This is a genomic window from Paracoccus alcaliphilus (genome assembly GCF_028553725.1).
GTDB lineage: Bacteria > Pseudomonadota > Alphaproteobacteria > Rhodobacterales > Rhodobacteraceae > Paracoccus > Paracoccus alcaliphilus.
On sequence record NZ_CP067124.1, the window covers coordinates 2,134,134 to 2,155,491 of the forward strand.

Annotated in this window: 21 protein-coding genes; 5 read left to right on the forward strand and 16 right to left on the reverse strand. The window is 66.9% G+C overall.

What is annotated here, in order from left to right; translation table 11 throughout:
- Positions 1-108 precede the first annotated feature (108 nt).
- The 4 genes from ruvC to ruvB are packed head-to-tail and all read left to right on the forward strand — an operon-like array spanning position 109 to position 3,210.
- Positions 109-633, forward strand: a complete 525-nt coding sequence (ruvC, locus tag JHW40_RS10925) for a crossover junction endodeoxyribonuclease RuvC (RefSeq protein WP_090610036.1) — start codon at positions 109-111, stop codon at positions 631-633.
- Positions 630-1,331, forward strand: a complete 702-nt coding sequence (gene ruvA, locus JHW40_RS10930) for a Holliday junction branch migration protein RuvA (RefSeq protein WP_090610035.1) — start codon at positions 630-632, stop codon at positions 1,329-1,331. Before ruvC ends, ruvA begins: the two co-directional genes overlap by 4 nt.
- Positions 1,332-1,339: 8 nt before the next feature.
- Complete coding sequence (locus JHW40_RS10935) at positions 1,340-2,176, forward strand: M48 family metalloprotease (protein WP_090610034.1); 837 nt, start codon at positions 1,340-1,342, stop codon at positions 2,174-2,176.
- A complete protein-coding gene (gene ruvB, locus JHW40_RS10940) occupies positions 2,173-3,210 on the forward strand; it encodes a Holliday junction branch migration DNA helicase RuvB (RefSeq protein ID WP_090610033.1) in 1,038 nt (345 codons plus the stop codon). Before JHW40_RS10935 ends, ruvB begins: the two co-directional genes overlap by 4 nt.
- Before the next feature lie 101 nt (positions 3,211-3,311).
- Here ruvB and JHW40_RS10945 read toward each other — a convergent pair whose 3' ends face one another.
- The 13 genes from JHW40_RS10945 to JHW40_RS11005 form a co-directional block, all read right to left on the reverse strand.
- Positions 3,312-3,626, reverse strand: coding sequence for a chorismate mutase (locus JHW40_RS10945; protein WP_244519060.1), 315 nt, complete (start codon positions 3,624-3,626; stop codon positions 3,312-3,314).
- Positions 3,627-3,761: 135 nt separating this feature from the next.
- Positions 3,762-5,654 (reverse strand): ATP-dependent zinc metalloprotease FtsH, encoded by a 1,893-nt coding sequence (ftsH, locus tag JHW40_RS10950; RefSeq protein ID WP_090610032.1) that lies wholly within the window; start codon positions 5,652-5,654, stop codon positions 3,762-3,764.
- A gap of 58 nt (positions 5,655-5,712) precedes the next feature.
- Positions 5,713-6,957 carry a tRNA lysidine(34) synthetase TilS gene (gene tilS, locus JHW40_RS10955; protein WP_090610031.1) on the reverse strand — a complete coding sequence of 415 codons (1,245 nt, stop codon included), beginning with the start codon at positions 6,955-6,957 and terminating at the stop codon, positions 5,713-5,715.
- A complete protein-coding gene (locus JHW40_RS10960) occupies positions 6,957-7,886 on the reverse strand; it encodes a tetratricopeptide repeat protein (protein ID WP_244519059.1) in 930 nt (309 codons plus the stop codon). The genes tilS and JHW40_RS10960 overlap by 1 nt, the downstream gene beginning before the upstream one ends.
- A complete protein-coding gene (gene pal, locus JHW40_RS10965) occupies positions 7,883-8,422 on the reverse strand; it encodes a peptidoglycan-associated lipoprotein Pal (protein WP_090610030.1) in 540 nt (179 codons plus the stop codon). Before pal ends, JHW40_RS10960 begins: the two co-directional genes overlap by 4 nt.
- Positions 8,423-8,432: 10 nt before the next feature.
- Positions 8,433-9,749, reverse strand: coding sequence for a Tol-Pal system beta propeller repeat protein TolB (gene tolB / locus JHW40_RS10970; RefSeq protein ID WP_090610029.1), 1,317 nt, complete (start codon positions 9,747-9,749; stop codon positions 8,433-8,435).
- A 60-nt stretch (positions 9,750-9,809) separates the two neighbouring features.
- On the reverse strand, positions 9,810-11,621 hold the full coding sequence (locus tag JHW40_RS10975; protein WP_090610028.1) for a hypothetical protein: 1,812 nt from the start codon (positions 11,619-11,621) through the stop codon (positions 9,810-9,812).
- Between the two features lie 3 nt (positions 11,622-11,624).
- Complete coding sequence (locus JHW40_RS10980) at positions 11,625-12,077, reverse strand: ExbD/TolR family protein (RefSeq protein WP_419182439.1); 453 nt, start codon at positions 12,075-12,077, stop codon at positions 11,625-11,627.
- Between the two features lie 4 nt (positions 12,078-12,081).
- Positions 12,082-12,774 (reverse strand): protein TolQ, encoded by a 693-nt coding sequence (tolQ, locus tag JHW40_RS10985; protein ID WP_090610027.1) that lies wholly within the window; start codon positions 12,772-12,774, stop codon positions 12,082-12,084.
- A 131-nt stretch (positions 12,775-12,905) separates the two neighbouring features.
- A complete protein-coding gene (ybgC, locus tag JHW40_RS10990; protein ID WP_090610026.1) occupies positions 12,906-13,304 on the reverse strand; it encodes a tol-pal system-associated acyl-CoA thioesterase in 399 nt (132 codons plus the stop codon).
- Positions 13,305-13,308: 4 nt separating this feature from the next.
- Positions 13,309-13,890, reverse strand: coding sequence for a hypothetical protein (locus tag JHW40_RS10995; protein WP_090610207.1), 582 nt, complete (start codon positions 13,888-13,890; stop codon positions 13,309-13,311).
- Positions 13,891-14,014: 124 nt separating this feature from the next.
- Positions 14,015-14,656: a 3-oxoacid CoA-transferase subunit B gene (locus JHW40_RS11000; protein WP_090610025.1), complete on the reverse strand. Its 642-nt coding sequence runs from the start codon at positions 14,654-14,656 to the stop codon at positions 14,015-14,017.
- Positions 14,656-15,360: a CoA transferase subunit A gene (locus JHW40_RS11005; protein ID WP_090610206.1), complete on the reverse strand. Its 705-nt coding sequence runs from the start codon at positions 15,358-15,360 to the stop codon at positions 14,656-14,658. Before JHW40_RS11005 ends, JHW40_RS11000 begins: the two co-directional genes overlap by 1 nt.
- A 99-nt stretch (positions 15,361-15,459) precedes the next feature.
- Here JHW40_RS11005 and JHW40_RS11010 point away from each other — a divergent pair, with 99 nt between their 5' ends.
- Positions 15,460-15,807, forward strand: a complete 348-nt coding sequence (locus JHW40_RS11010) for a DUF488 domain-containing protein (protein ID WP_090610024.1) — start codon at positions 15,460-15,462, stop codon at positions 15,805-15,807.
- Here JHW40_RS11010 and topA read toward each other — a convergent pair.
- From topA to tldD, 3 genes are all read right to left on the reverse strand, one after another.
- The gene (topA, locus tag JHW40_RS11015) at positions 15,804-18,509 is read right to left on the reverse strand and encodes a type I DNA topoisomerase (RefSeq protein ID WP_090610023.1); all 2,706 of its coding nucleotides are present in this window, start codon (positions 18,507-18,509) and stop codon (positions 15,804-15,806) included. The genes JHW40_RS11010 and topA overlap by 4 nt on opposite strands.
- 80 nt (positions 18,510-18,589) lie before the next feature.
- Positions 18,590-19,741 (reverse strand): DNA-processing protein DprA, encoded by a 1,152-nt coding sequence (dprA, locus tag JHW40_RS11020; protein WP_090610022.1) that lies wholly within the window; start codon positions 19,739-19,741, stop codon positions 18,590-18,592.
- Positions 19,742-19,823: 82 nt separating this feature from the next.
- Entirely contained in the window at positions 19,824-21,245 is a 1,422-nt protein-coding gene (gene tldD, locus JHW40_RS11025) for a metalloprotease TldD (protein ID WP_090610021.1), read from the reverse strand.
- Positions 21,246-21,358: the final 113 nt, after the last annotated feature.

Genomic DNA, 21,358 nt, shown 5'->3' on the forward strand with positions numbered 1-21,358 from the left:
GGCGGGATCAATGATCTGGCGGCAAAACTTGACTGGCGGGTGTTCCCGTTTCGTGCTAGTTGGAAGGCAAGCGGACGACGCAACTGTCGCGCAGCCAAGGGGGCAGGCATGAAGGTTCTGGGCATCGATCCCGGTTTGCGGAACATGGGCTGGGGCGTGATCGAGGTGGATGGCCCGCGCCTGCGCCATATCGGCAATGGTGTGATCCGGTCGGTGGCGACCGAAGGGGCGGGCGATCTGGGCGCGCGGCTGTCGTGGCTGTTTCGCGGGCTTTGCGCGGTGATCGCAGAATATCAGCCTGATGCGGCGGCGGTCGAACAGACCTTCGTCAACAAGGACGCGTCCGGCACGCTGAAACTGGGTCAGGCGCGTGGTATCGCCCTGCTGGCCCCGGCCGAGGCCGGGATCGCGGTCGGCGAATATGCCCCGAACGCGGTCAAGAAGGCGGTGGTCGGCGTCGGCCATGCCGGAAAGGAACAGGTGCAGCATATGGTGCGGGTGCAATTGCCGGGTGTGGAGTTCGACAGCGCCGATGCCGCCGATGCGCTGGCGATCGCGATCTGTCACGCACATCATCTTCAGGGCCGCAGCATGCGGGTAGTGGTGGCCGGATCGCGCCGGGGTGCGGCGTGATCGGGCGTATCGCAGGCATCATCCTGCACCGGGCGCGCGATCATGTGCTGATCGATGTGCGTGGCATCGGCTATATCGTGCATCTCAGCGAACGCACGGCGGCGGGGCTGCCGCCAGCGGGTCAGGCGGTGGCGCTTTATACCGAACTGGTGGTGCGCGAGGATCTGTTGCAGCTGTTCGGCTTTCCGACGCTGCTGGAGAAGGAATGGCACAAGCTGCTGACCAGCGTGCAGGGCGTGGGCGCCAAGGTGGCGCTGGCGGTGCTGGGCACGATGGGAGCGGAGGGGCTGGGCCATGCGATCGCGCTGGGTGACTGGTCGGCGGTGCGCAAGGCGCCGGGGGTGGGACCGAAACTGGCGCAGCGTGTGGTGCTGGAACTGAAGGACAAGGCACCGCAGGTGATGGCGCTTGGTGGCGCGCTGACGGTCGATATGGGGGGTGCGGTTGCCCCGGCCATCGAGGCCGGGGCAACCGCCGCCTCGGCGCCGGCCTCGATGGCCGGCACCGAGGCGCGCCCGCCATCGGACGCATTGCTTGCGGCACGCGCGGCCGCGGATGCGCTTTCGGCCCTGGGCAATCTGGGCTATGGCCAGTCCGAGGCGGTCACCGCCGTCGCCGAAGCGCAGGCGCGGGAACCGGCGGCAGATGTGTCGGCGTTGATCAGGGCGGCGCTCAGGTCGCTGGCCCCGAAGGATTAGGCTTCAGGATGCAGGGAAACACACGCACATTCATCCTGATGGCGGCGATGACCGCCATCGTCATGTTGCTGGGCTGGATGATGGGCGGGCAGGGCGGCGCTGTCATCGCCCTGCTGATCGCCGGAGGCGGCAACCTGTTTGCCCTGTGGAACAGCGACAAGATGGTGCTGCGCCAGCAAGGGGCGGTGGAACTGACGCCGCAGCAGGGCGGCGATCTTTACGCGCTGACGGCGGCGCTGGCCGAACGTGCCGGGTTGCCGATGCCGAAGCTGTATCTGCTGCCGACCGAGCAGCCCAATGCCTTCGCCACCGGTCGTAACCCTGACAATGCCGCCGTGGCGGTAACGCAGGGCCTGCTGCGTGGGCTGAACCGCGAGGAACTGGCCGGCGTCATCGCCCATGAGCTGGCCCATATCAAGCATCGCGACACGCTGACCATGACGGTCACCGCCACCATGGCGGGCGCCATCGCGATGATGGGCAATATGCTGCTGTTCACCGGCGGGCGCGAAGGACGCGGCGGCGGGATCGGCGCGATTCTGGCGATGGTGCTTGCGCCACTGGCCGCGGGGATGGTGCAGATGGCGATCTCGCGTTCGCGCGAATACGAGGCCGATCGCGAAGGCGCGGCGATCTGCGGTCAGCCGATGGCGCTGGCCTCGGCGCTTGCGAAGATTTCCCGGATCGCGGGACGGACAATGAACGTCCCGGCCGAGCGGAACCCGGCCTCGGCCGCCATGTTCATCATTAATCCCTTGGGCGCATTGCGCATGGACAATCTGTTCGCCACCCATCCGCCGGTCGAGGAACGCATCGCCCGGCTGCGCGCCATGGCCCGCCGATGAGCCAGCCCGACCCGACCCTGCGCCCCGAACGGCTGGAGGGAGAGCCCGAAGACCGCGCCCTGCGGCCTCAATCCCTGAGCGATTTCGTGGGCCAGGCCGAGGCGCGGGCCAATCTGCGCGTGTTCATCGAAAGCGCCCGGATGCGCGGGCAGGCAATGGATCACACGCTGTTTTTTGGCCCGCCCGGTCTGGGCAAGACCACGCTGGCGCAGATCATGGCCCGCGAACTGGGGGTGAGTTTCCGCATGACCTCGGGCCCCGTGCTGGCACGGGCCGGTGATCTGGCCGCGATCCTGACCAATCTGGAAGCCCGCGACGTACTGTTCATCGACGAGATCCATCGGATGAACCCGGCGGTTGAAGAGGTTCTCTATCCCGCGATGGAAGATTTCGAGCTGGATCTGGTGATCGGCGAAGGCCCCGCCGCGCGGACGGTCCGGATCGAGTTGCAGCCCTTTACGCTGGTCGGCGCGACCACCCGGCTGGGCCTGCTGACGACGCCCCTGCGCGACCGTTTCGGCATCCCCACCCGGCTGCAATTCTATGAGGTGGCCGAGCTTGACCTGATCGTGCAGCGCGGGGCGCGGATGATGGGGATCGAGGCCGATCCCGACGGCACGCAAGAGATCGCCCGCCGCGCCCGTGGCACGCCGCGCATCGCCGGGCGGCTGTTGCGCCGCGTCGTGGATTTCGCGCTGGTCGAGGGCGATGGCCGTCTGACGCGCGGCATCGCGGATATGGCGCTGACCCGGCTGGGGGTGGACGATCTGGGGCTGGACGGGGCCGACCGGCGCTATCTGACGTTGATGGCCGAGCATTACGGCGGTGGCCCGGTGGGGGTCGAAACCCTGTCCGCCGCCCTGTCGGAAAGCCGCGATGCGATCGAGGAGGTGATCGAGCCCTATCTGCTGCAACAGGGGCTGATCGCCCGGACCCCGCGTGGGCGGCAACTGGCGTCGCGGGCCTGGCGGCATCTGGGGCTGGAAGCGCCGCGACCGGCGGGTCAGGCCCAGGCAGGGCTGTTCGAGGACTGAGCGTGGCAGGGGGCGCGGCCCCCGTCCCTGCGGGACTCCCCCGGGATATTTCGACACCAGTGATGGGTTGGTTGTCGGGCTGAACTCTGCGGTGGTGCGGGTCAGCTGCGCGGAGGTGGGGCGTTTTCTTGCAGGTGGCGGTCCTCCTGGGCGATGGCGGCCTCGATCAGCTGGCGCCAGATCGTCTCGACCAGCGCGGGGTCGAGGTTTGAGGCCGCAGCATGGCGGCGGACATTGGCGACGACCTGTTCCACGCGGTGATCGATGCGGGCGGGCAGGCCGTCGCGGGCCTTGATCCTGGCGGCGCGGTCGATCAGCGCATGGCGTTCGGCCAGAAGCAAGATCAGCCTTTCATCCAGCGCGTCGATGTGATCGCGCAGACTGGGCATGTCGGGGATATCGTCGATGCGGGTCATGGTCCAAGGGACATGCACCGGGGCGGCGGTTTGTTCAAGGGGGCGGGTCGCTAAGCCGGTTTGTTCGGGTGCGGCCGGAGGAAAAAAACCCGGCGCGGGGCCGGGTTTTTCGGGAGGAGTGTCCTGTCGGATGCGTCAGGCCGGGGCCGGATCGCCACCGGGTGCAGGCTTGCCGCCGGCTTTGGGCACCGAGGCGACCGAGGGGATCGGCGTGCCCGGCGTGTCGTCGTCGCCGCCAAGCGTTTCGCCCCGGACAACCCGGCCGATCTCATCCCCGGTCAGGGTTTCATATTCCAGAAGACCCTGGGCAAGGCGCTCGAACTCCACCGATTTCTCGGTCAGGATCTGGAAGGCGGTTTGATAGCCTTCTTCGATCAGGTCATGGACCTCTTGTTCGATCAGTTCCTTGGTCGCGGCAGAGACCGAGAAACCGCCGGTATTGCCGGAGTAGCCCTCATGCGCCTCGGCGTAATCGATATTGCCGACCTTGTCGGACATGCCCCAGCGCATCACCATCGCCCGGGCCAGGCTGGAGGCCTGCTGGATGTCGCCCGCGGGACCGTTCGAGACGCCTTCCGCGCCGTATTTGATGATCTCGGCGGCCTTGCCTGCCATGGTCATGGCCAGTTTCTGCTTGGCCTCGTCCTTGTGGAAGTTCAGCCGGTCGATCTCGGGCAGGCTGACCACCATGCCGAGCGCGCCGCCGCGTGGGATGATCGTCGCCTTATACACCGGATCGCATTTCGGCAGGCTGAGGCCGACGACGGCGTGTCCGGCCTCGTGATAGGCGGTCTTTTCCTTCTGTTCCGGCGTCAGCACCATGCTGCGGCGTTCCACCCCCAGCATGACCTTGTCCTTGGCATTCTCGAAATCTTCCATCGCGACGAAGCGGCGGCCGATTCGAGCGGCCATCAGCGCGGCCTCGTTCACAAGGTTCATCAGATCGGCGCCGGAAAAGCCCGGCGTGCCGCGTGCGATGATGCGCAGATCCACGTCGGGGCCGACCGGCACCTTGCGCGAGTGTACGCCCAGGATCTTTTCGCGGCCCTTGATGTCGGGATTGCCGACATAGATCTGACGGTCGAAGCGGCCCGGGCGCAGCAGCGCCGGGTCCAGCACGTCCTTGCGGTTGGTCGCGGCGATGATGATGATGCCTTCGTTCGATTCGAAGCCGTCCATCTCGACCAGCAACTGGTTCAGGGTCTGCTCGCGTTCGTCATTGCCGCCGCCGATGCCGACGCCGCGCGAACGGCCGACCGCGTCGATCTCGTCGATGAACAGGATGCAGGGGGCGGATTTCTTGGCCTGCTCGAACATGTCGCGCACGCGGGACGCACCGACGCCCACGAACATTTCCACGAAATCCGAACCCGAGATGGTGAAGAAAGGCACGCCGGCCTCGCCCGCGATGGCGCGTGCCAGCAGCGTCTTACCCGTGCCCGGAGGGCCGACCAGCAGCCCGCCTTTCGGGATCTTGCCGCCCAGACGGCTGAATTTCTGCGGATTGCGCAGGAATTCGACGATCTCTTCCAGTTCTTCCTTGGCCTCGTCGATGCCGGCCACGTCGTCGAAGGTCACCCGGCCATGCTTTTCGGTCAGCAGCTTGGCGCGCGACTTGCCAAAGCCCATCGCCCCGCCTTTGCCGCCACCCTGCATCCGGTTCATGAAGAAAATCCAGACGCCGATCAGCAGGATGAAGGGCAGCCACACGCCCAGAAGCGACAGGAAGCCGGATTGCTGCTGCTTGACGACCTTGACCTCGACGCCCTGCGTGACCAGCCGGTCGGCGATGTCATCGCCCATCGGGCGGATGGTGGCATATTGCTGGCCATCGGCGCCGGTGATGACCAGATCCTCGCCATCGATGGTCACGGATGACACCTGATCGTTTTCGACCCGCTCGATGAAGTCGGAATAGCTGATCTGGCGTCCGTTCATGGATGAGGCCCCGTCGCTGAACAGATTGAACAGCGCCAGGATCATCAGGAACAGGACCACCCAGAAGGCGAGATTGCGTGCGTTGCCCAAAACGGCTCCTCCGGCGGGATATCGGTTAGGGATGAAAATAGGGATTATCGGCGCAGGTTCAATGCGCCATGACAAGCTTGCGGAATTCTGTCGGCCCGCGCAGCGGGTTCGACCGGAAGGGCGGGCAGGGGCGCAGCAGTGGCGCGGCGATCAGACGGTCGCCCTGCCAGATGGCGGGGCTGGCGGCGGCCTCGTCGCGTCGCAGCCCCGACAGCCGCCAGTTCAGCGCGGGCAGGGGGGCGAAACCCACAGCGGCGACATGCTGGCCGGGGCGCAGGCCGCCGATCTTCCAGCGATTGTCCCAGATGCCATCGGTTGACGGCGCGGCGCGCAGGGCGGCGGCGGGTTCGCGCAGGATACGCAGGCGATCGCCGCAGGGCTCGATGATGGTGCCGTCCAGCGTCACCCGGTTGCCGGTGGCGACGGCATCCAGCGCATGCAGCACCGTGGCGCGGCGCGGGGGATAGTCGGCGCCGGTAATCCAGCGGCAGGTCGCGACCAGCAACCGGCGGCGGATTTCCACAGGCGCATCCGACAGCGGGCGGCGCAGCAGCGTCAGGCTGCCATTGCGGGCCACCGCATCTTCGGACGCCAGCAAGGCATAGTGCGACAATGCGTCACGGGCCTCGGCGATATGCGCGGCGGCGCGCGACAGGGCGGCGATGTCCAGATCCATCGCCGCGATGGCCTTGCGGATTCGGACGCGCTCGAATTCGTCCCTGTCGTTGCTGGGGTCGTCGATCCAGGCGAAATCCTGCGCGCGCAGCCAGTCGCGCAGTTCCGCCCGGCCCGCACCCAGCATCGGGCGCAGCCAGCGGGTGCCAAAGGCGTCGCGCCATTCCGCCATTGCCGCCAGCCCGTCGATGCCGGATCCGCGCGCCAGCCGCATCATCAGCGTTTCGGCGCGGTCATCGGCGGTATGGCCAAGCGCGACGGCGGCCAGATCGTTCCGCCGCCCCCAGTCCGACAGCAGCCGCAGCCGCGCGTCGCGGGCGTTGGCCATCAGATTTCCCGCCATGCCATCGGGCTGCCATGTCAGGGTTTCATGCGGCAGGCCAAGCGACCGCGCCATATCGGCCACCTGTCGCGCCTCGTCAGTGCTGTTTTCGCGCAGCCCATGATCGACCGTGGCCACCATGATGCGTCGCCCGCACGCCCAACCGGCCATGATCCGCATCAGCGCGACCGAATCGCCGCCGCCCGACACCGCCACCCCCAGCGCGGGCATGTCGCCCGCCAGACGGTCCAGCGCCGCGCGGATGGCCGGGGTCGGATCGGGGGCCGGATCGGCGGCGGCGGCCATCACTGCCCGGCCATATCCGCCGCTGCCCCGGGGTCTTGCAGGATATCCAGCGTCGCATCCGCCGCGCCCATGCCCAAAGTGCCCGCCCCGCATTGCAGCGCGGCCATGCGGCGATCGGCTTCGGCGGCATGTTCGCTGCCGGGAAAGCGGGCGGGGATCTCGGCCAGATAGAGGCAGGAGGCCATGGCGTCGCCCTGATCGGCGATGACGCGGGCGATGCCCAGCAGGCTTTCACCGGCGCGCGGCCCATCGGGGTCGGCGGCGAAACCCTCCAGCCAGGCGGCCGCGGCCGAGCGTGATTCGCCCGCGCTTTCCAGCGCCGCACCACGCAGGAACAGCGCCTCGGCGGTCAGCGGTCCTCCGGCATGGTTTTGCGCGACATGGCCGAACAATTCGGCGGCGCGGTGGAAATCGCCCTGACCCATCACCTCGCGGGCCAGATCGAAATCGGCCTGTTCGGCAGCGGTCGTGGCCATTCCGGTCTCGGGGCTGTCGGCGGGGTCCGAGGGCAGGATCTCGACCGAAAGCCCGCCGCCCATTCCCGCCCCGCCCAGCTCGACCGAGGTCAAGGCGCTCAGGTCACAGGTCTCGTCCATCTCGCACAGGCGGAATTCCAGATCGCCGATGCGGCGGGTGCCGTCCTCGACAATGCGGTTGATGCGGTTCTGGGTCTGCTCGATCCGGTCGGTCAGCCGCGCCAGCTGGTTTTCCATGTCATTCATGCGGTCAATGGCGCTGTCGCCGCCCGCCGCCTGAAAACCCTGCGCGCCCGAGGCCACCAACTCGGTCCGCAGCGACAGCAGCCCCTGCTGGACGGTGGCCAGTTCGGCACGCATATCGGCCAGCGTCGCGCCATCGCCATCCTGCGCCGCCAATGGCTGCGCGAATGCCAGTATCAGACCCAGCGCCGTCAGCGTGCCTTTTATCACGATCCGGCCCCGCTTTGGCTGACGACGGTGACGGCGCGGCGGTTCTGGGCATAACAGGCCTCGTCCGAGCAGACGGCGGCGGGACGTTCCTTGCCAAAGCTGAGCGTGCGGATGCGACCGGCGGGCACCCCTTGGGCGATCAGGTATTCCTGCACCGCGCTGGCCCGGCGCGCGCCAAGGGCAAGGTTGTATTCGCGGGTGCCGGTTTCCTCGGCATGGCCCTGAATGACGGCGTTGAACTGGCCATGCTGGTTCAGCCATTGCGCCTGCCGGGCCAGAATGCCGCGCGCCTCGGCGCTGAGCGTGGTCTGGTTGGCGTCAAAGCGCACGGTATCGCCGATCTGGCTGCTGAAATGCTCGGGGGTGCCTTCGCCGCCCAATCCGCCCCCGGCCAGCGCCCCCTGATAGAGCGCACCGGCCCCCATGCTGGCATAGGGGTCGATGACGGGCGCCTGCTGCTGCGGAGCGGGCGGGGCACAGGCGACAAGCGCGGCAAGGCTGCTGGCGGCGATCATCAGAGAAAGGCTGGGTTTCATCGGGTGATCCTTATGGCATCAGCGGCCCCCAGGAGGGGTCCGAAGCGGCAAAATCAAGTTTCAGGGGCCGCATGTTGCGACCGGTAATATCGACGGAATGCAGGCGAGGTTCGCCATTTCCGCCGGGCGTCACACGGGTAAACATCACGACGCGGCCATTGGGCGCCCAGGTCGGGCCCTCGTCAAGGAACGATTCGGTCAGGATCTTCTCGTCCGAGCCATCGGTGCGCATGATCCCGATATGGAACTTGCCGCCCAATTGCTTGGCAAAGGCGATCATGTCCCCCTTGGGCGACCACGCGGGCGCACCATAGCGACCCTCGCCAAAGCTGATCCGGGTCGGCTCTCCGCCGGTGACCGGCACCACATACAGTTGCGGCGAACCCGAACGGTCGGATTCGAACACCACGCGCTGGCCATCGGGGCTGAAGCTGGGCGAGGTGTCGATGGCCGAGGACTGGGTCAGCGGCCTTTGCGCGCCGGTCGCGGCGTCCATGATATGGATGTCGGTATTGCCGCGTTGCTCCAGCGAGAACACCACCCAGCGCCCATCGGGCGAGAAGCGCGGCGAAAAGGCCATGCTGTCACCCTGCGTCAGGGCGCGCGATTCGACCGTCGCCACATTCATCGCCCGGATCTGCGGAAAGCCGGAATCAAAGCTGGTATAAAGCAGCTGCCGCCCATCGGGCGAGAAATGCGGCGCCAGCACCAGCGAGGAACTGTCGGTCATCCAGCGAATATTCTGGCCGTCGTAATCCATGACCCCGATGCGCTTGATGCGGGCGTCCTTGGGGCCGGTTTCCTGCACGAAGGCCACGCGGCTGTCGAAATAGGGTTGCTCGCCCGTCAGCCGGGCATAGATCTGGTCGGCCACCTTGTGCGCCGCACGTCGCCAGTCGCTACCGCGCGCGTCGAATTGCATCCCGTCTCCCAGAGGCTGGCCCGCAAAGACGTCGAACAGGCGGAACTTGACGCTGATATCCTCGCCCGAGCGGGTGACTTCGGCCGTCACCAGCGCCTGCGCATTCACCGCGCGCCAATCCTCATAGGACACGGCGGCGGCAAAGCTGTCGGGCTGGGCGATCATCGCCTCGGAGGGGATTTCGCGAAACAGCCCGGTGCCGGTCAGGTCGTCGGCCACCACCCGGCGGATCTGCTGCGCGGCCTCGCTGTCGCCGTGAAAATCGGCGATGGCAATGGACATGGGCTCGACCACGCCATCGGTGATCTCGATGCGCAAGGGGCCGTCCTGCGCCGCCGAGGGCAGCGCGGTCAGGCCGGACAGGCCCAGCCCCAGGATCATGGCGAGAGTCAGCGTGCGGAACATGATGTCCTCTTTATCTCGGTTGCGCGGGGGGAAAAAGCCATTCTCTTCCCCGCTGTTTCGTCACTCGAAGCCGATGCCGTCGGGACGGAAATCGACGACGACTTCCTGCCAGCGGCCATATTTCTCGCGCGGCAGGTCAAAGCCGTTGCGGCCACACATCCGAATCGCCCGGCTGGCAACTTCAAAGGCATTCTGCGCGGCGGGTTCGGAACCGTTGCGGTATCCGGCCAGTCGCAGGCTGGCCGGTTCGGGCCGTCCGTCCGGGCTCATGCGGAACCCGACCGAGACGGTCATGCGCGACGCCTCGACTGACAGGGCGCCAAGGTTCCAGCAGGGCCGCAGCGCCATCCGAAAGGCCTCGCGCTCGGACAAGGACAGCGGCTCTCCCATCGGCAGGCTACCGGGCCGGGTGGTAGAGGCCTCGGGTTCGGTCGCAGGATCGGGCAGGACCGTCGGGCGGATGGTCGAGGGCGCCAGCGGCATCACCTCATTGCTTTCGGCCTGCCCCCCGGTATCAGAGTCGCGCCCCTGCGACATCGCGCCCGCCAGGGCGGCAGCCAGCGGGTCCTGCGCGGCTGACGCCCCGTCGCCGCCCTCGATCCGCTGTGCCCCGCCAAAGGGGTCGGTGCCGGTCGTGGCCATATCGGTGCCGTCCGCGCCGGCGGTGCCTTCCTGCGCCTCGCGCAGCGCATCCTCCATCGCGCGCCGGCGCTCGGCCTCGGCTTCCGCTGCGCGACGTTCCTCGGCCTCACGTTCGGCGGCCCGGCGTTCCTCCTCGGCCCTTGCCTCGGCCTCGCGACGTTCGGTTTCGCGACGCTCTTCCTCGGCGCGGGCTTCAGCGGCACGGCGTTCGGCCTCTTCGCGCTCGGCGGCCTCTGCGGCGCGACGTTCCTCGGCTTCCCGCTCTGCCTGACGGCGTTCTTCCTCTGCGCGAGCCTCGGCTGCGCGGCGTTCGGATTCCTCGCGTTCAGCAGCCTCCGCCGCCCGGCGCTCTTCGGCTGCCCGCGCCTCTGCCTGACGGCGCTCTTCCTCAGCCCGGGCTTCGGCGGCACGCTGTTCCTCGGCGCGTTCGGCGACCTCGGCCTCGCGGCGTTCCGCTTCGGCCCTTGCCTCCGCTTCACGGCGTTCCTCGGCAGCGCGTTCGGCCTCTTGTTCTGCGGCCAGCTGCTCGGCCTCCTGCCGGGCCTCGGCTTCGGCAGCCTGACGGGCGGTCTCGGCGGCGGCTGCGGCCTGACGCGCGGCCTCGGCACTGGCGGCTTCCTGCGCGGCCAACCGGGCCTCATAGGCCTCGACCAGCCCATCGGGGGGCGTGCCCGGCCGGGGCGAGCCGTCCAGTGCCAGTTCCGAACGCGGCACCAGCGGCTGTGCCGAGTCGTCGGGCTGCGGCAGCGCCGGCTGCGACGGGCTGGCCTCGGTCACCGGTGGCTGCGCGGGGGCAGGGGCGTCGGGCATCTCCTCGACCTGCGGCTGATCCGTGGGCGCGGGCAATTCGCTGGCCACATCGACCGGCTCGGGTTCGGTGAAATCGCTCAGATCCGGCTCGGCTTCGGCATCGGCGGGCGCGGGCAGGGGCTGCGCCTCGGCTTCGGCCACCGGCGGGACGGCCTCGGCGGGCGCTGCGGCGCCGTCATCATCCTCGGCGGGGGTCGGCATGGCGGGCGCTGCGGTCGCCTCGCGGCCCACCGGACCCGCACCACGGGCAGCGGCGGCATAGGTCTCGAACTCGGCCCCGCTCATGGTGGCGACATCGGTCGTGCGGACGGTATGACTGGGCTGCGGACGAAACAGCATGCCGCCAAGGATCGCCCACAGGATCACGCAGCCATGCGCGATCCCCGAGATCCACCAGCCGATGCGTTCGTCGCGTTCCATCGGTCAACCATCCATTCGCGGGCCGCCGGTATCCGTGACCAGCACGATATCGGAATAGCCCGCCGCATTCAGCGCCCCCATGACCTGCACCACACGGGCATAGGGGATCGAGCCATCGGCGCGCAAAAAGATGCGGTGCGACTGACGTTCCCCGATCACGGCGCGCAGCCGCGTGACGATCTGATCGTCGGCCAGAGGCTCGTTCATCAGCGTGATCGACCCTTCGGCGGGGATCGAGATCACCAGCGGCTCCTCGGGCTCGGTCGGCATGGCGGTGGCCGCGCTTTGCGGCAGGTTCAGCGGCACGCCCGCCGTCATCAGCGGCGCGGCGACCATGAAGATCACCAGCAGCACCAGCATCACATCGACAAAGGGCGTGACGTTGATTTCCGACATGGGCAGGTTGCGGCGTTTGCCACGCCCTTGCCTTCTGACCCGCTTGACGACATCGCTCATCAGGTCAGCCCTCGTCCAGCTGCCGCGACAGCAGGGTCGAGAATTCGTCGGCGAAGGCCTCCCAGTTGCCGACGACGCGTTCGGCATCGCCCGACAGCTTGTTATAGAAGATCACCGCCGGAATGGCCGCCAGCAGGCCAAGCGCGGTGGCCAGCAAGGCCTCGGCGATGCCGGGGGCGACGACGGCAAGGCTGGTGTTCTGGGTCATGGCGATGCCCTCGAAGGCGGTCTTGATCCCCCAGACGGTGCCGAACAGCCCGATGAAGGGCGCGGTCGAGCCTGTCGTGGCCAGAAAGGACAACCCGCGGAACAGCCGCGCCTCCTCGCGCTGGATGGCAACATTCATCGCCCGGTCGATGCGCTGATGGCCGCCGGGGATCAGTTTGCCGTCATCGCGATGGCTGCGGCGCCACTCGGCCATCCCGGCGGAAAAGATCCGCTCGGAGGCGCCCGACGGCGTGTCGCCCAGCCGGTCATACAGATCGTCCAGCGGCTCTCCCGACCAGAAGCTGCGGTCGAAACGGGCGGCTTCGCGGCGGGTATGCGCATAGGAGATCAGCTTGCGGATGATGATGGCCCATGCCCAGAACGAGGCAAGGATCAGCAGCACCATCACGATCTGCACCGTCAGCGACGCCCGCGCGAACAGCGCCACAAGCGAGAAATCTACGGCCTGCGCGGCCTGAATGGGTTCCATCTGCTGCCTCATCGTCACGGACCGTCAATCGCGGCCTTCTAGCCTGTCTCTAGCAGGGGTTTCACCCCCTTGCGCAACACAAAGCCGTCAATTTCAGGATAGTGGTTTCCAGGAGACAGATCGAGAACCCGTCAGCCCTCGCCGCCCATGACGGCCCGGATATTCGCCGGAATACGCGCGGGCCTGCCACCCGCCGCCAGACAGACGATGGTGACCTGCGCCTGAAACAGCAACTCGTCCCCCCGGAAAACCTGCTGCGACATGGTGATCCGCGCCGTGCCGATCTCGCTCACGGCGGTCCTGACCTGCAACCGGTCATCCAGCCGCGCGGGACGCAGATAATCGGCCTCGACGCGGCGCACGGCAAAGACCTGCCCGGTCTCTTCTTTCAGAACCGACTGATCCACGCCCAGACCGCGCAGCCATTCGGTGCGGCCCCGCTCGATGAATTTCAGGTAATTGGCGTAATAGACGATCCCGGCCAGATCGGTGTCCTCATAATAGACCCGCAGATCAAGCGTATGGCCCATCCCCTCATCCCTCCCGCAGGGCAAGCCGCGCCGCCAGACGCAGCGCATGGGCGGAATCGGTCGCGGCCACCGGCAGCACCGGATCATAGGCCGCCCGGATCAGCGCCGCCAGTTCGGGACCGGCGGCGACCTCACCCGCGAAACTCAGCGTCGAGCGCATCACCACCGCCTCGGCCAGTGCCGCCGGGTGGCTGTCGGCCAGCGCCCCGCCCATGCGCAGAAACACCAGACAGGCACGAATGCCGCCATCACCGTCAAACCGAAACAGTCGATACTGATCCGCCCCCGCCGCCTGCAACCGCTCCGGCAGTCCGGGACTGCCGGTCAAGCGGTCCAGATCCGGCACCCCCGACAGTTCCGGCCAGTCGCGGACGAAGAACAGCATCAGATTGGCGCCCATCTCGGGATCGGTCTCCGCGACCGGATGCCCGGCATGGGCAAAGCCCGCCCGGATCGCCGCCCGGAAAACATCCAGACTCTCATCCGCCAGCCCAAAGATCACCGGCGCCACCGGCCGTCCCCAGCGCGCGCAAAGATAACTGCCATCCCCGCGCGTGAACAGGGCCGCAATCCTCTCGGGCGTCATCTCCACCATCCGATCCCTCTCCTTAACCCCCGGCCCATCTCTGGTGTCCAAATATCCCGGGGGGAGTCGCCGGAAACGGCGACGGGGGGCAAGGCCCCCCGCCACCCGTCCCATCTCGCAAATCTCAGCCGACGATGGTCGCCTCGGTGGCGGCGCGCAGCTCGTCTTCGGTCACGCCATCGGCGGTCTCGACGATCCGCAACCCACCCTCGACCACATCCAGCACGCCCAGATTGGTGATGATCCGGTCCACCACGCCCTTGCCGGTCAGCGGCAGGGTGCAGGATTTCAGCACCTTCGAGTCACCCGCCTTGTTGGTGTGATCCATGACCACGATCACCCGGCCGACGCCGGCGACCAGATCCATCGCCCCGCCCATGCCCTTGACCAGCTTGCCGGGGATCATCCAGTTGGCCAGATCGCCATTCTCGGCCACCTCCATCGCGCCAAGGATCGCCGCCGCGATCTTGCCGCCCCGGATCATGCCAAAGCTGGTGGCGCTGTCGAAATAGGATGTCCGCGCCAGTTCCGTGATCGTCTGCTTGCCGGCATTGATCAGGTCCGGGTCTTCCTCGCCCTCGAAGGGAAACGGCCCCATGCCCAGCATGCCGTTCTCCGATTGCAGCGTGATATCCTTGTCGCCCACATAGTTGGCGACCAACGTCGGAATCCCGATCCCGAGATTCACATACATCCCGTCTTCCAGCTCCTGCGCCGCCCGCGCGGCCATCCGGTTGCGATCCCAACCCTTCACGTCCTGGGCCATTACGCGGTCTCCTTCTTGCGGGTGGTGCGCTGCTCGATGCGCTTCTCATGCGTGCCCTGGATGATCCGGTGGACATAGATGCCCGGCAGGTGGATCAGATCGGGGTCGAGACTGCCGCGCGGCACGATCTCTTCGACCTCGACCACGCAGACGCGGCCACACATCGCGGCGGGCGGGTTGAAGTTCCGCGCCGTCTTGCGGAACACCAGATTGCCGGTGTCGTCGGCCTTCCACGCCTTCACGATCGACAGGTCGGCCACGATCCCGCGTTCGAGGATGTAATCCTGACCGTCGAAATTCTTGACCTCCTTGCCCTCGGCAATCACGGTGCCGACGCCGGTCTTGGTATAGAAACCCGGAATGCCCGAACCACCGGCCCGCATCCGCTCGGCCAGCGTGCCCTGCGGGTTGAATTCCAGCTCCAGCTCTCCCGACAGGTATTGCCGCATGAATTCGGCATTCTCTCCGACGTAAGAGCTGATCATCTTCCTGATCTGCCGCGTATCCAGCAGCTTGCCCAGCCCGAAACCGTCCACGCCGCAATTGTTGCTGGCGATGGTCAGATCCTTGACCTTGCTTTCGACCAGCGCGTCGATCAGCAGTTCGGGAATGCCACACAGGCCAAAGCCCCCCGCGGCGATGAACATCCCGTCGGTCAACAGACCGTCCAGCGCCTCGGTCGCATTGGCATAGACCTTCTTCATCTCGTCCTCCTGCTTGCCCATCATTGTTGTGGCGGCGTCACCGGGGGAAGTCAACGCGCCTGCCATCTGTTACACCGGTAGAAGAGGAGGAGCCCGCAGATGGCGAACATCACGCTTTGCCGCGCCTATGATCCGCCACCGAAGGATGCCGGACAGCGCGTTCTGGTCGATCGCCTCTGGCCTCGGGGCGTGTCGCGTCAGGAACTGGCCCCCGACCTGTGGCTGAAAGAGATCGCGCCCAGCACCGGCCTGCGCAAATGGTTCGGCCACGATCCGAGTAAATGGTCCGAGTTCCGCCGCCGTTATCGCGCAGAACTGGATGGCAATCCAGAACCCGTCGCCCAGCTGCGGTCATTGGCGCAGAAAGGGCCGCTGGTGCTGCTTTACGGGGCGAAGGACGAAAGGCACAATCATGCCCTTGTCCTTCGCGATTACCTGACGGATTAGGCGTCGGTTCCGGCAGACTTGGCCTTGGCCGCCGTCTTTTTGGCGGCAGGCTTCTTCGCCGTCGTCTTCTTGGTGGTCTTTTTGGCGCCCGCAGCCTTGCTGGCGGTTTTTCGGGTGCCCGCTTTCGGCTTCGTCTTGGAGGCCTTTTCTGTGATCAGTTCAAGCGCCCGCTCCAGCGTGATGTCTTCGGGCGACAGGTCGCGCGGCAGGGTGGCGTTGATCTTTTCCCATTTGACATAAGGGCCATAGCGGCCATTCATCACCTGAATCGCGCCGCCATCGGGATGGTTGCCCAGTTCCTTCAAAGGCGCGGCGGTGGCCCCGCGACCTCGCATCTGCTTGGCGGCCAGAACCTCGACCGCGCGGTTCATGCCGACGGTAAAGACCTCTTCGACATCGGGCAGGTTGGCGTATTTCGAGCCGTGTTTCACATAGGGGCCGAAGCGCCCGATCCCGGCCTCGATCAGCACGCCGTCATCGGGATGCGGCCCGACCGGGCGGGGCAGGGACAGCAGTTGCAGCGCCTTTTCCAGATCGATGCTGCCCGCGTCCCAGCCCTTTGGGATCGAGGCGCGGGGCGGTTTCGGAACCTCCGCCGTTGCCTCGCCCCGCTGCACATAGGGGCCGAAGCGCCCGGTTTTCAGGCTGATCTCGTCGCCCGCGTCCTGACCCAGAACCCGGTCGCCCACCGGCTGTTCGCCATCGGGGGCCGACAGCGGGCGGGTATAGCGGCATTCGGGATAATTCGTGCAGCCGATGAAGGCCCCGCCGGACCGTGCCGTCTTCAGGTTCAGACGGCCCGCGCCGCAGACCGGGCAGACGCGCGGATCGCCACCATCGGCGCGCGGCGGATAAAGATGCGGGGCCAGCGCCTCGTCGATGGCCTCCAGCACTTCGGTGATGCGCAGCTCCGACGTGCCTTCCAGCGCCTTCGAGAAGTCCTTCCAGAACCGGCCTAGCACATCGCGCCACATCAGGTCGCCGGCGCTGATCTCGTCCAGTTCGTTTTCCAGGTCGGCGGTGAAGTCATAGCTGACATAGCGCGGGAAATATTCGACCAGAAACACCGTGACCAGCCGGCCCTTGTCCTCGGGGATCAGGCGGTTCTTGTCCTTGCGGACATATTCGCGATCCTGAATCGTGGTGACGATGCTGGCATAGGTCGAGGGGCGGCCGATGCCCAGCTCTTCCATCCGCTTGACCAGCGTGGCCTCGGTATAGCGCGGCGGGGGCTGGGTGAAATGCTGCCGCGCGGCGGTCGAGGCGGCGTCGTTCATCAGCAGACCCGGCGCGGCGCGCTGACCGGCGGGCGCGTCGGGCAGAGGGGTGTCCTTCTCGCCGGCCTTGGCGAATTCGGCGTCGAAGGCCCGGCCGACCAGCGTCGCGGCCTCGCCCTGGGTGATGGCGGGCAGGCGGGCGCTGTCCTCGCCTTCGTCATCGTCGCGACCCTGATCATAGACACGCAGGAACCCGTCGAACAGCATCACCTGACCGGTTGCGCGCAGGCCGACCTGATTGTCGGGGCTGGCGATCTCGACCGTGGTGCGCTCCATCCTTGCGGCTTCCATCTGGCTGGCGATGGTGCGTTTCCAGATCAGATCATAGAGCTTGCGCTGATCCTCGGCGCTGACCTTCAGCTTGTCGGGCGACAGCATCATGTCGGTCGGGCGGATACATTCGTGGGCTTCCTGCGCGTTCTTGGCCTTGTTCTTGTACATGCGCGGGCTTTTCGGCACGTAATTCCCGCCGAAACGGGCCTTGATCGCGTCGCGGGCGGCCATCACCGCCTCGGGCGCCATGTCGATGCCGTCAGTGCGCATATAGGTGATCAGCCCGGCCTCATACAGCCGCTGCGCTGTGGACATGCAGGCCTTGGCGCCCATGCCCAGCTTGCGCGATGCCTCTTGTTGCAGGGTCGAGGTCATGAAGGGCGGCCAGGGGTTGCGGCTGGCAGGTTTGGCGGCGACGCTGGTCACATGCAGATCACGGCTGGAGACGGCGCTGACCGCCATTGCGGCCTTTTCCGCCGTGGGCAGGTCGAACCGTTCCAGCCTGGACCCTGCCAGCGAGACCAACTGCGCATCGTATTCATTGCCGTCCGGCGTCGCCAGACGGGCATGGACAGACCAGTATTCACGGGCCTTGAAGGCCTCGATCTCCATTTCCCGGTCAACGATCACGCGCAGGCAAACCGATTGCACCCGACCCGCCGATTTCGCGCCCGGCAGCTTGCGCCACAGCACCGGCGACAGGTTGAATCCGACCAGATAATCCAGCGCGCGCCGGGCCAGATAGGCATCGACCAGCGGCTGGTCGATCTGACGCGGGTTCGCCATCGCCTCGGTCACGGCGGCTTTGGTGATGGCGTTGAAGGTGACGCGGTTGACCTCGCTGCCCTTTTTCAGCGCCGGGGCCAGCGCCTCCAGCAGGTGCCAGCTGATGGCTTCGCCCTCGCGGTCGGGGTCGGTGGCCAGAATCAGGTTCGGATCGTCCTTCAGCGCGTCCTTGATTGCCTTCAGGTGCTTTCTGCTGTCGCTTGCCACCTCCCATTTCATCGCGAAATCGTCGGCGGGATCGACGCTGCCATCCTTGGGCGGAAGGTCGCGGACATGGCCGAAACTGGCAAGAACACGGTAATCGCCGCCGAGATATTTCTCGATGGTTTTGGCCTTGGCCGGGGATTCGACGACGACAACGGGCATTCTGACCTCGGACGGTTTCAATGGCCCGGCAACATGGGTGGCGGCGCAGGGACTGTCAACGGCAGAGCGTGTCGCACCGTTCAACTCAATGCCAGCCGCCCGCCGATCAGACGGTTCAGCCGGCCCTGCAATTCCAGTTGCAGGATGGCGGCGCTGGCGGTGGCGGCCGAGACGCCCAGATCGCGGATCAGGTCGTTTTCCTCGGTCGGGCTGGGGCCGAGACGGGACAGGATCCGCGCCTCCAGATTGACCGGCCCACCCGAATCGCGAGCCGTCTCGGGCAGGCGGGTGGTGACGGGCGCGGGTGCCATGGCGGGTGGCGTCGCGCGGGGCGGTCTTGCCCCCTGGCTCAGCGCATCGACCACATCGGTCGCGCCGCGCACCAGCAGCGCGCCGTCGCGGATCAGCATATTGCAGCCCGCCGCGCGCGCATCCATCGGATGACCCGGCACCGCCATCACCTCGCGTCCCTGATCCAGCGCGTTCCTTGCCGTGATCAGCGAGCCCGAGCGGTGGGCGGCCTCGATCACCACCACGGCGCGCGACAGGCCCGAGATGATGCGATTGCGGGCGGGGAAATGACGTGCGGCGGGTTGGGTGCCGGGTGGTTGTTCCGAGATCAGCGCCCCGCGCTCAACGATCTGGGCGGCCAGCACCGCGTTTTCGGAAGGATAGATGATATCGACCCCGCCCGCCATGACCGCGACGGTGCCAGAGGGCAGGGCGGCGTTATGGGCGGCGGTGTCGATGCCGCGCGCCAGCCCGGCGACGATGCTGTGGCCGGCCTCGCCCAGTCCCGCCGCCATGCCGCGTGCCATGCGCAACCCCAGCGACGAGGCATTGCGTGCCCCGATCACCGCCACCGGCTCGCGTGTCAGCCATGACGGATCGCCGCGCAGCCACAGGACCGGCGGGGCGCCGTCGATATCCTTCAGCGCCTGCGGATAATGCGGCGAATCGAAACGGATCAGCCGCGCGCCATGTCTGCGCCCGGCCTCAAGCTCTGCCGCGGCGACGGCTTCGGGGCAGGGCTGATAATCCGCCACCCCCGCAGCCGCGGCGATCTGTGGCAGGGCGCGCAGCGCATCCGCCGCGCTGCCATGTTCGGCCAGCAGCCGGTAAAAGGTCGCCGGTCCCACGCGGCGAGAGCGGATGAGACGGAGGACAACGAGATCATCATCCTTCGTCGTGGCTGGGGTTGGGGTAAGATCGAAAGTGCTGAACCCGGTCATCGTGACGCCTCTGCCTCATCCTGAGACAAGGCATAACGCATCAAGGGTTAACACAAGGTTAGCGCCGCCCGGATTTCACGGCTCAGGCTGCCGAGCCGCCGACCGTCAGCCCGCCGATCATCAGCGTAGGCTGACCCACGCCGACCGGAACCCATTGACCCTGCTTGCCGCAATTGCCGATTCCGGGATCCAGCGCCATGTCGTTTCCGATGGCGCGGATCTGCTGCAAGGCGGTCGCGCCGTCGCCGATCAGCGTGGCGCCGCGAATCGGATCACCCACGACACCGTTCTTCACGCGATAGGCTTCGGTGCAGGAAAAGACGAACTTGCCATTGGTGATGTCCACCTGCCCACCGCCGAAACCCACCGCATAGATGCCGTCCGCCAGATCGGCCAGAATTTCGGCCGGATCGGCGTTACCGCCGGGCATATAGGTGTTGGTCATGCGCGGCATCGGCGCATGGGCAAAGCTTTCGCGGCGGCCGTTGCCGGTGGGCTCGACCCCCATCAGCCGGGCGTTCTGGCGATCCTGCATGTAACCCACCAGGATCCCGTCCTCGATCAGCACGTTGCGGGCAGGGGGCGTGCCCTCGTCATCGACGCTGATGCTGCCGCGCCGATCGGGGATGGTGCCGTCATCGACCACGGTCACCCCGGGCGAGGCGACGCGCTGCCCCATCAGCCCGGCAAAGGCCGAGGCCTTCTTGCGGTTGAAGTCGCCCTCCAGCCCGTGGCCGACGGCCTCGTGCAGCAGGATGCCGGGCCAGCCGGGGCCAAGCACCACATCCATCACCCCGGCAGGGGCGGGAACCGAACGCAGGTTGACCAGCGCGATTCGCAACGCCTCGTCCACCGCGCGCTGCCAATGGGCGGGCTGCATCAGCCCCTCCAGCGAGACCCGCCCGCCGCCGCCGTGATGGCCGCTTTCGCGGCGATTGTTGTTCTCGACGATGACTGCGACATTCAGTCGCGCCATCGGCCGGATATCCCCGACCAGCCCGCCTTCGGGGCGCAGAATGAACACCTCTTGCAGCGATGTGGCGACCGAGGCCGTCACCTGAACCACCCGCGGATCCAGCCCGCGTGCATAGTCGTCGATCTGGCGCAAAAGCTCGATCCGGCGGGCGAAGGGGATGCCTTCGCTGGGGTCGATTTCGGCGTAAAGCCCGTGATTGAGCATCGGCGAGGGCGCCGCCGCCGTGCCGCCGCCCGCACCCACGGCCAGCCGCGCGGTTTCGGCGGCGCGGCGCAACGAAGCCTCGGATATCTCGGTCGAATGGGCATAGCCCGTGACCTCGTCGCGCACCGCCCTGAGCCCGAAACCCTGCGCGGTGGTAAAGCCCGAATTGCGCAACCGGCGGTCGTCGTAAACCAGCGTCTCGCCGATAGAGCGTTCAAGGAACAGCTCACCATCGTCGGCCCCGGCGACGGCCTGTTGCAGGATCGCCAGAGCGCGGTCCCGATCCAGAAGCTGTTCAAAGGGATTGAAGGGTTGGCGGCTCATGGCGGTTCCTGCATGCGGAGGGGAAAAAGCGGCATCCGCGGCGGCGATGCCTCGGAAATTCGTACCCTATTTCTTAGGTATCACTTGCCCGGACGGGTCAGATATGTTCATAG

Coding starts and splice junctions, on each gene's coding strand:
- ybgC (WP_090610026.1), bottom strand. CDS start 13,304: ATGGGCCATACGCTTGATCTGCGGGTCTATTATGAGGACACCGATCTG.
- tilS (WP_090610031.1), bottom strand. CDS start 6,957: ATGGCCGCCGCCGCCGATCCGGCCCCCGATCCGACCCCGGCCATCCGC.
- JHW40_RS11005 (WP_090610206.1), bottom strand. CDS start 15,360: ATGAAGAAGGTCTATGCCAATGCGACCGAGGCGCTGGACGGTCTGTTG.
- tldD (WP_090610021.1), bottom strand. CDS start 21,245: ATGAGCCGCCAACCCTTCAATCCCTTTGAACAGCTTCTGGATCGGGAC.
- tolB (WP_090610029.1), bottom strand. CDS start 9,749: ATGTTCCGCACGCTGACTCTCGCCATGATCCTGGGGCTGGGCCTGTCC.
- JHW40_RS11000 (WP_090610025.1), bottom strand. CDS start 14,656: ATGGCCCAGGACGTGAAGGGTTGGGATCGCAACCGGATGGCCGCGCGG.
- ruvC (WP_090610036.1), top strand. CDS start 109: ATGAAGGTTCTGGGCATCGATCCCGGTTTGCGGAACATGGGCTGGGGC.
- JHW40_RS10945 (WP_244519060.1), bottom strand. CDS start 3,626: ATGACCCGCATCGACGATATCCCCGACATGCCCAGTCTGCGCGATCAC.
- JHW40_RS10935 (WP_090610034.1), top strand. CDS start 1,340: ATGCAGGGAAACACACGCACATTCATCCTGATGGCGGCGATGACCGCC.
- JHW40_RS10980 (WP_419182439.1), bottom strand. CDS start 12,077: ATGAGCGATGTCGTCAAGCGGGTCAGAAGGCAAGGGCGTGGCAAACGC.
- dprA (WP_090610022.1), bottom strand. CDS start 19,741: ATGACCGGGTTCAGCACTTTCGATCTTACCCCAACCCCAGCCACGACG.
- JHW40_RS11010 (WP_090610024.1), top strand. CDS start 15,460: ATGGCGAACATCACGCTTTGCCGCGCCTATGATCCGCCACCGAAGGAT.
- topA (WP_090610023.1), bottom strand. CDS start 18,509: ATGCCCGTTGTCGTCGTCGAATCCCCGGCCAAGGCCAAAACCATCGAG.
- JHW40_RS10975 (WP_090610028.1), bottom strand. CDS start 11,621: ATGGAACGCGACGAACGCATCGGCTGGTGGATCTCGGGGATCGCGCAT.
- ruvB (WP_090610033.1), top strand. CDS start 2,173: ATGAGCCAGCCCGACCCGACCCTGCGCCCCGAACGGCTGGAGGGAGAG.
- JHW40_RS10995 (WP_090610207.1), bottom strand. CDS start 13,890: ATGACGCCCGAGAGGATTGCGGCCCTGTTCACGCGCGGGGATGGCAGT.
- tolQ (WP_090610027.1), bottom strand. CDS start 12,774: ATGGAACCCATTCAGGCCGCGCAGGCCGTAGATTTCTCGCTTGTGGCG.
- pal (WP_090610030.1), bottom strand. CDS start 8,422: ATGAAACCCAGCCTTTCTCTGATGATCGCCGCCAGCAGCCTTGCCGCG.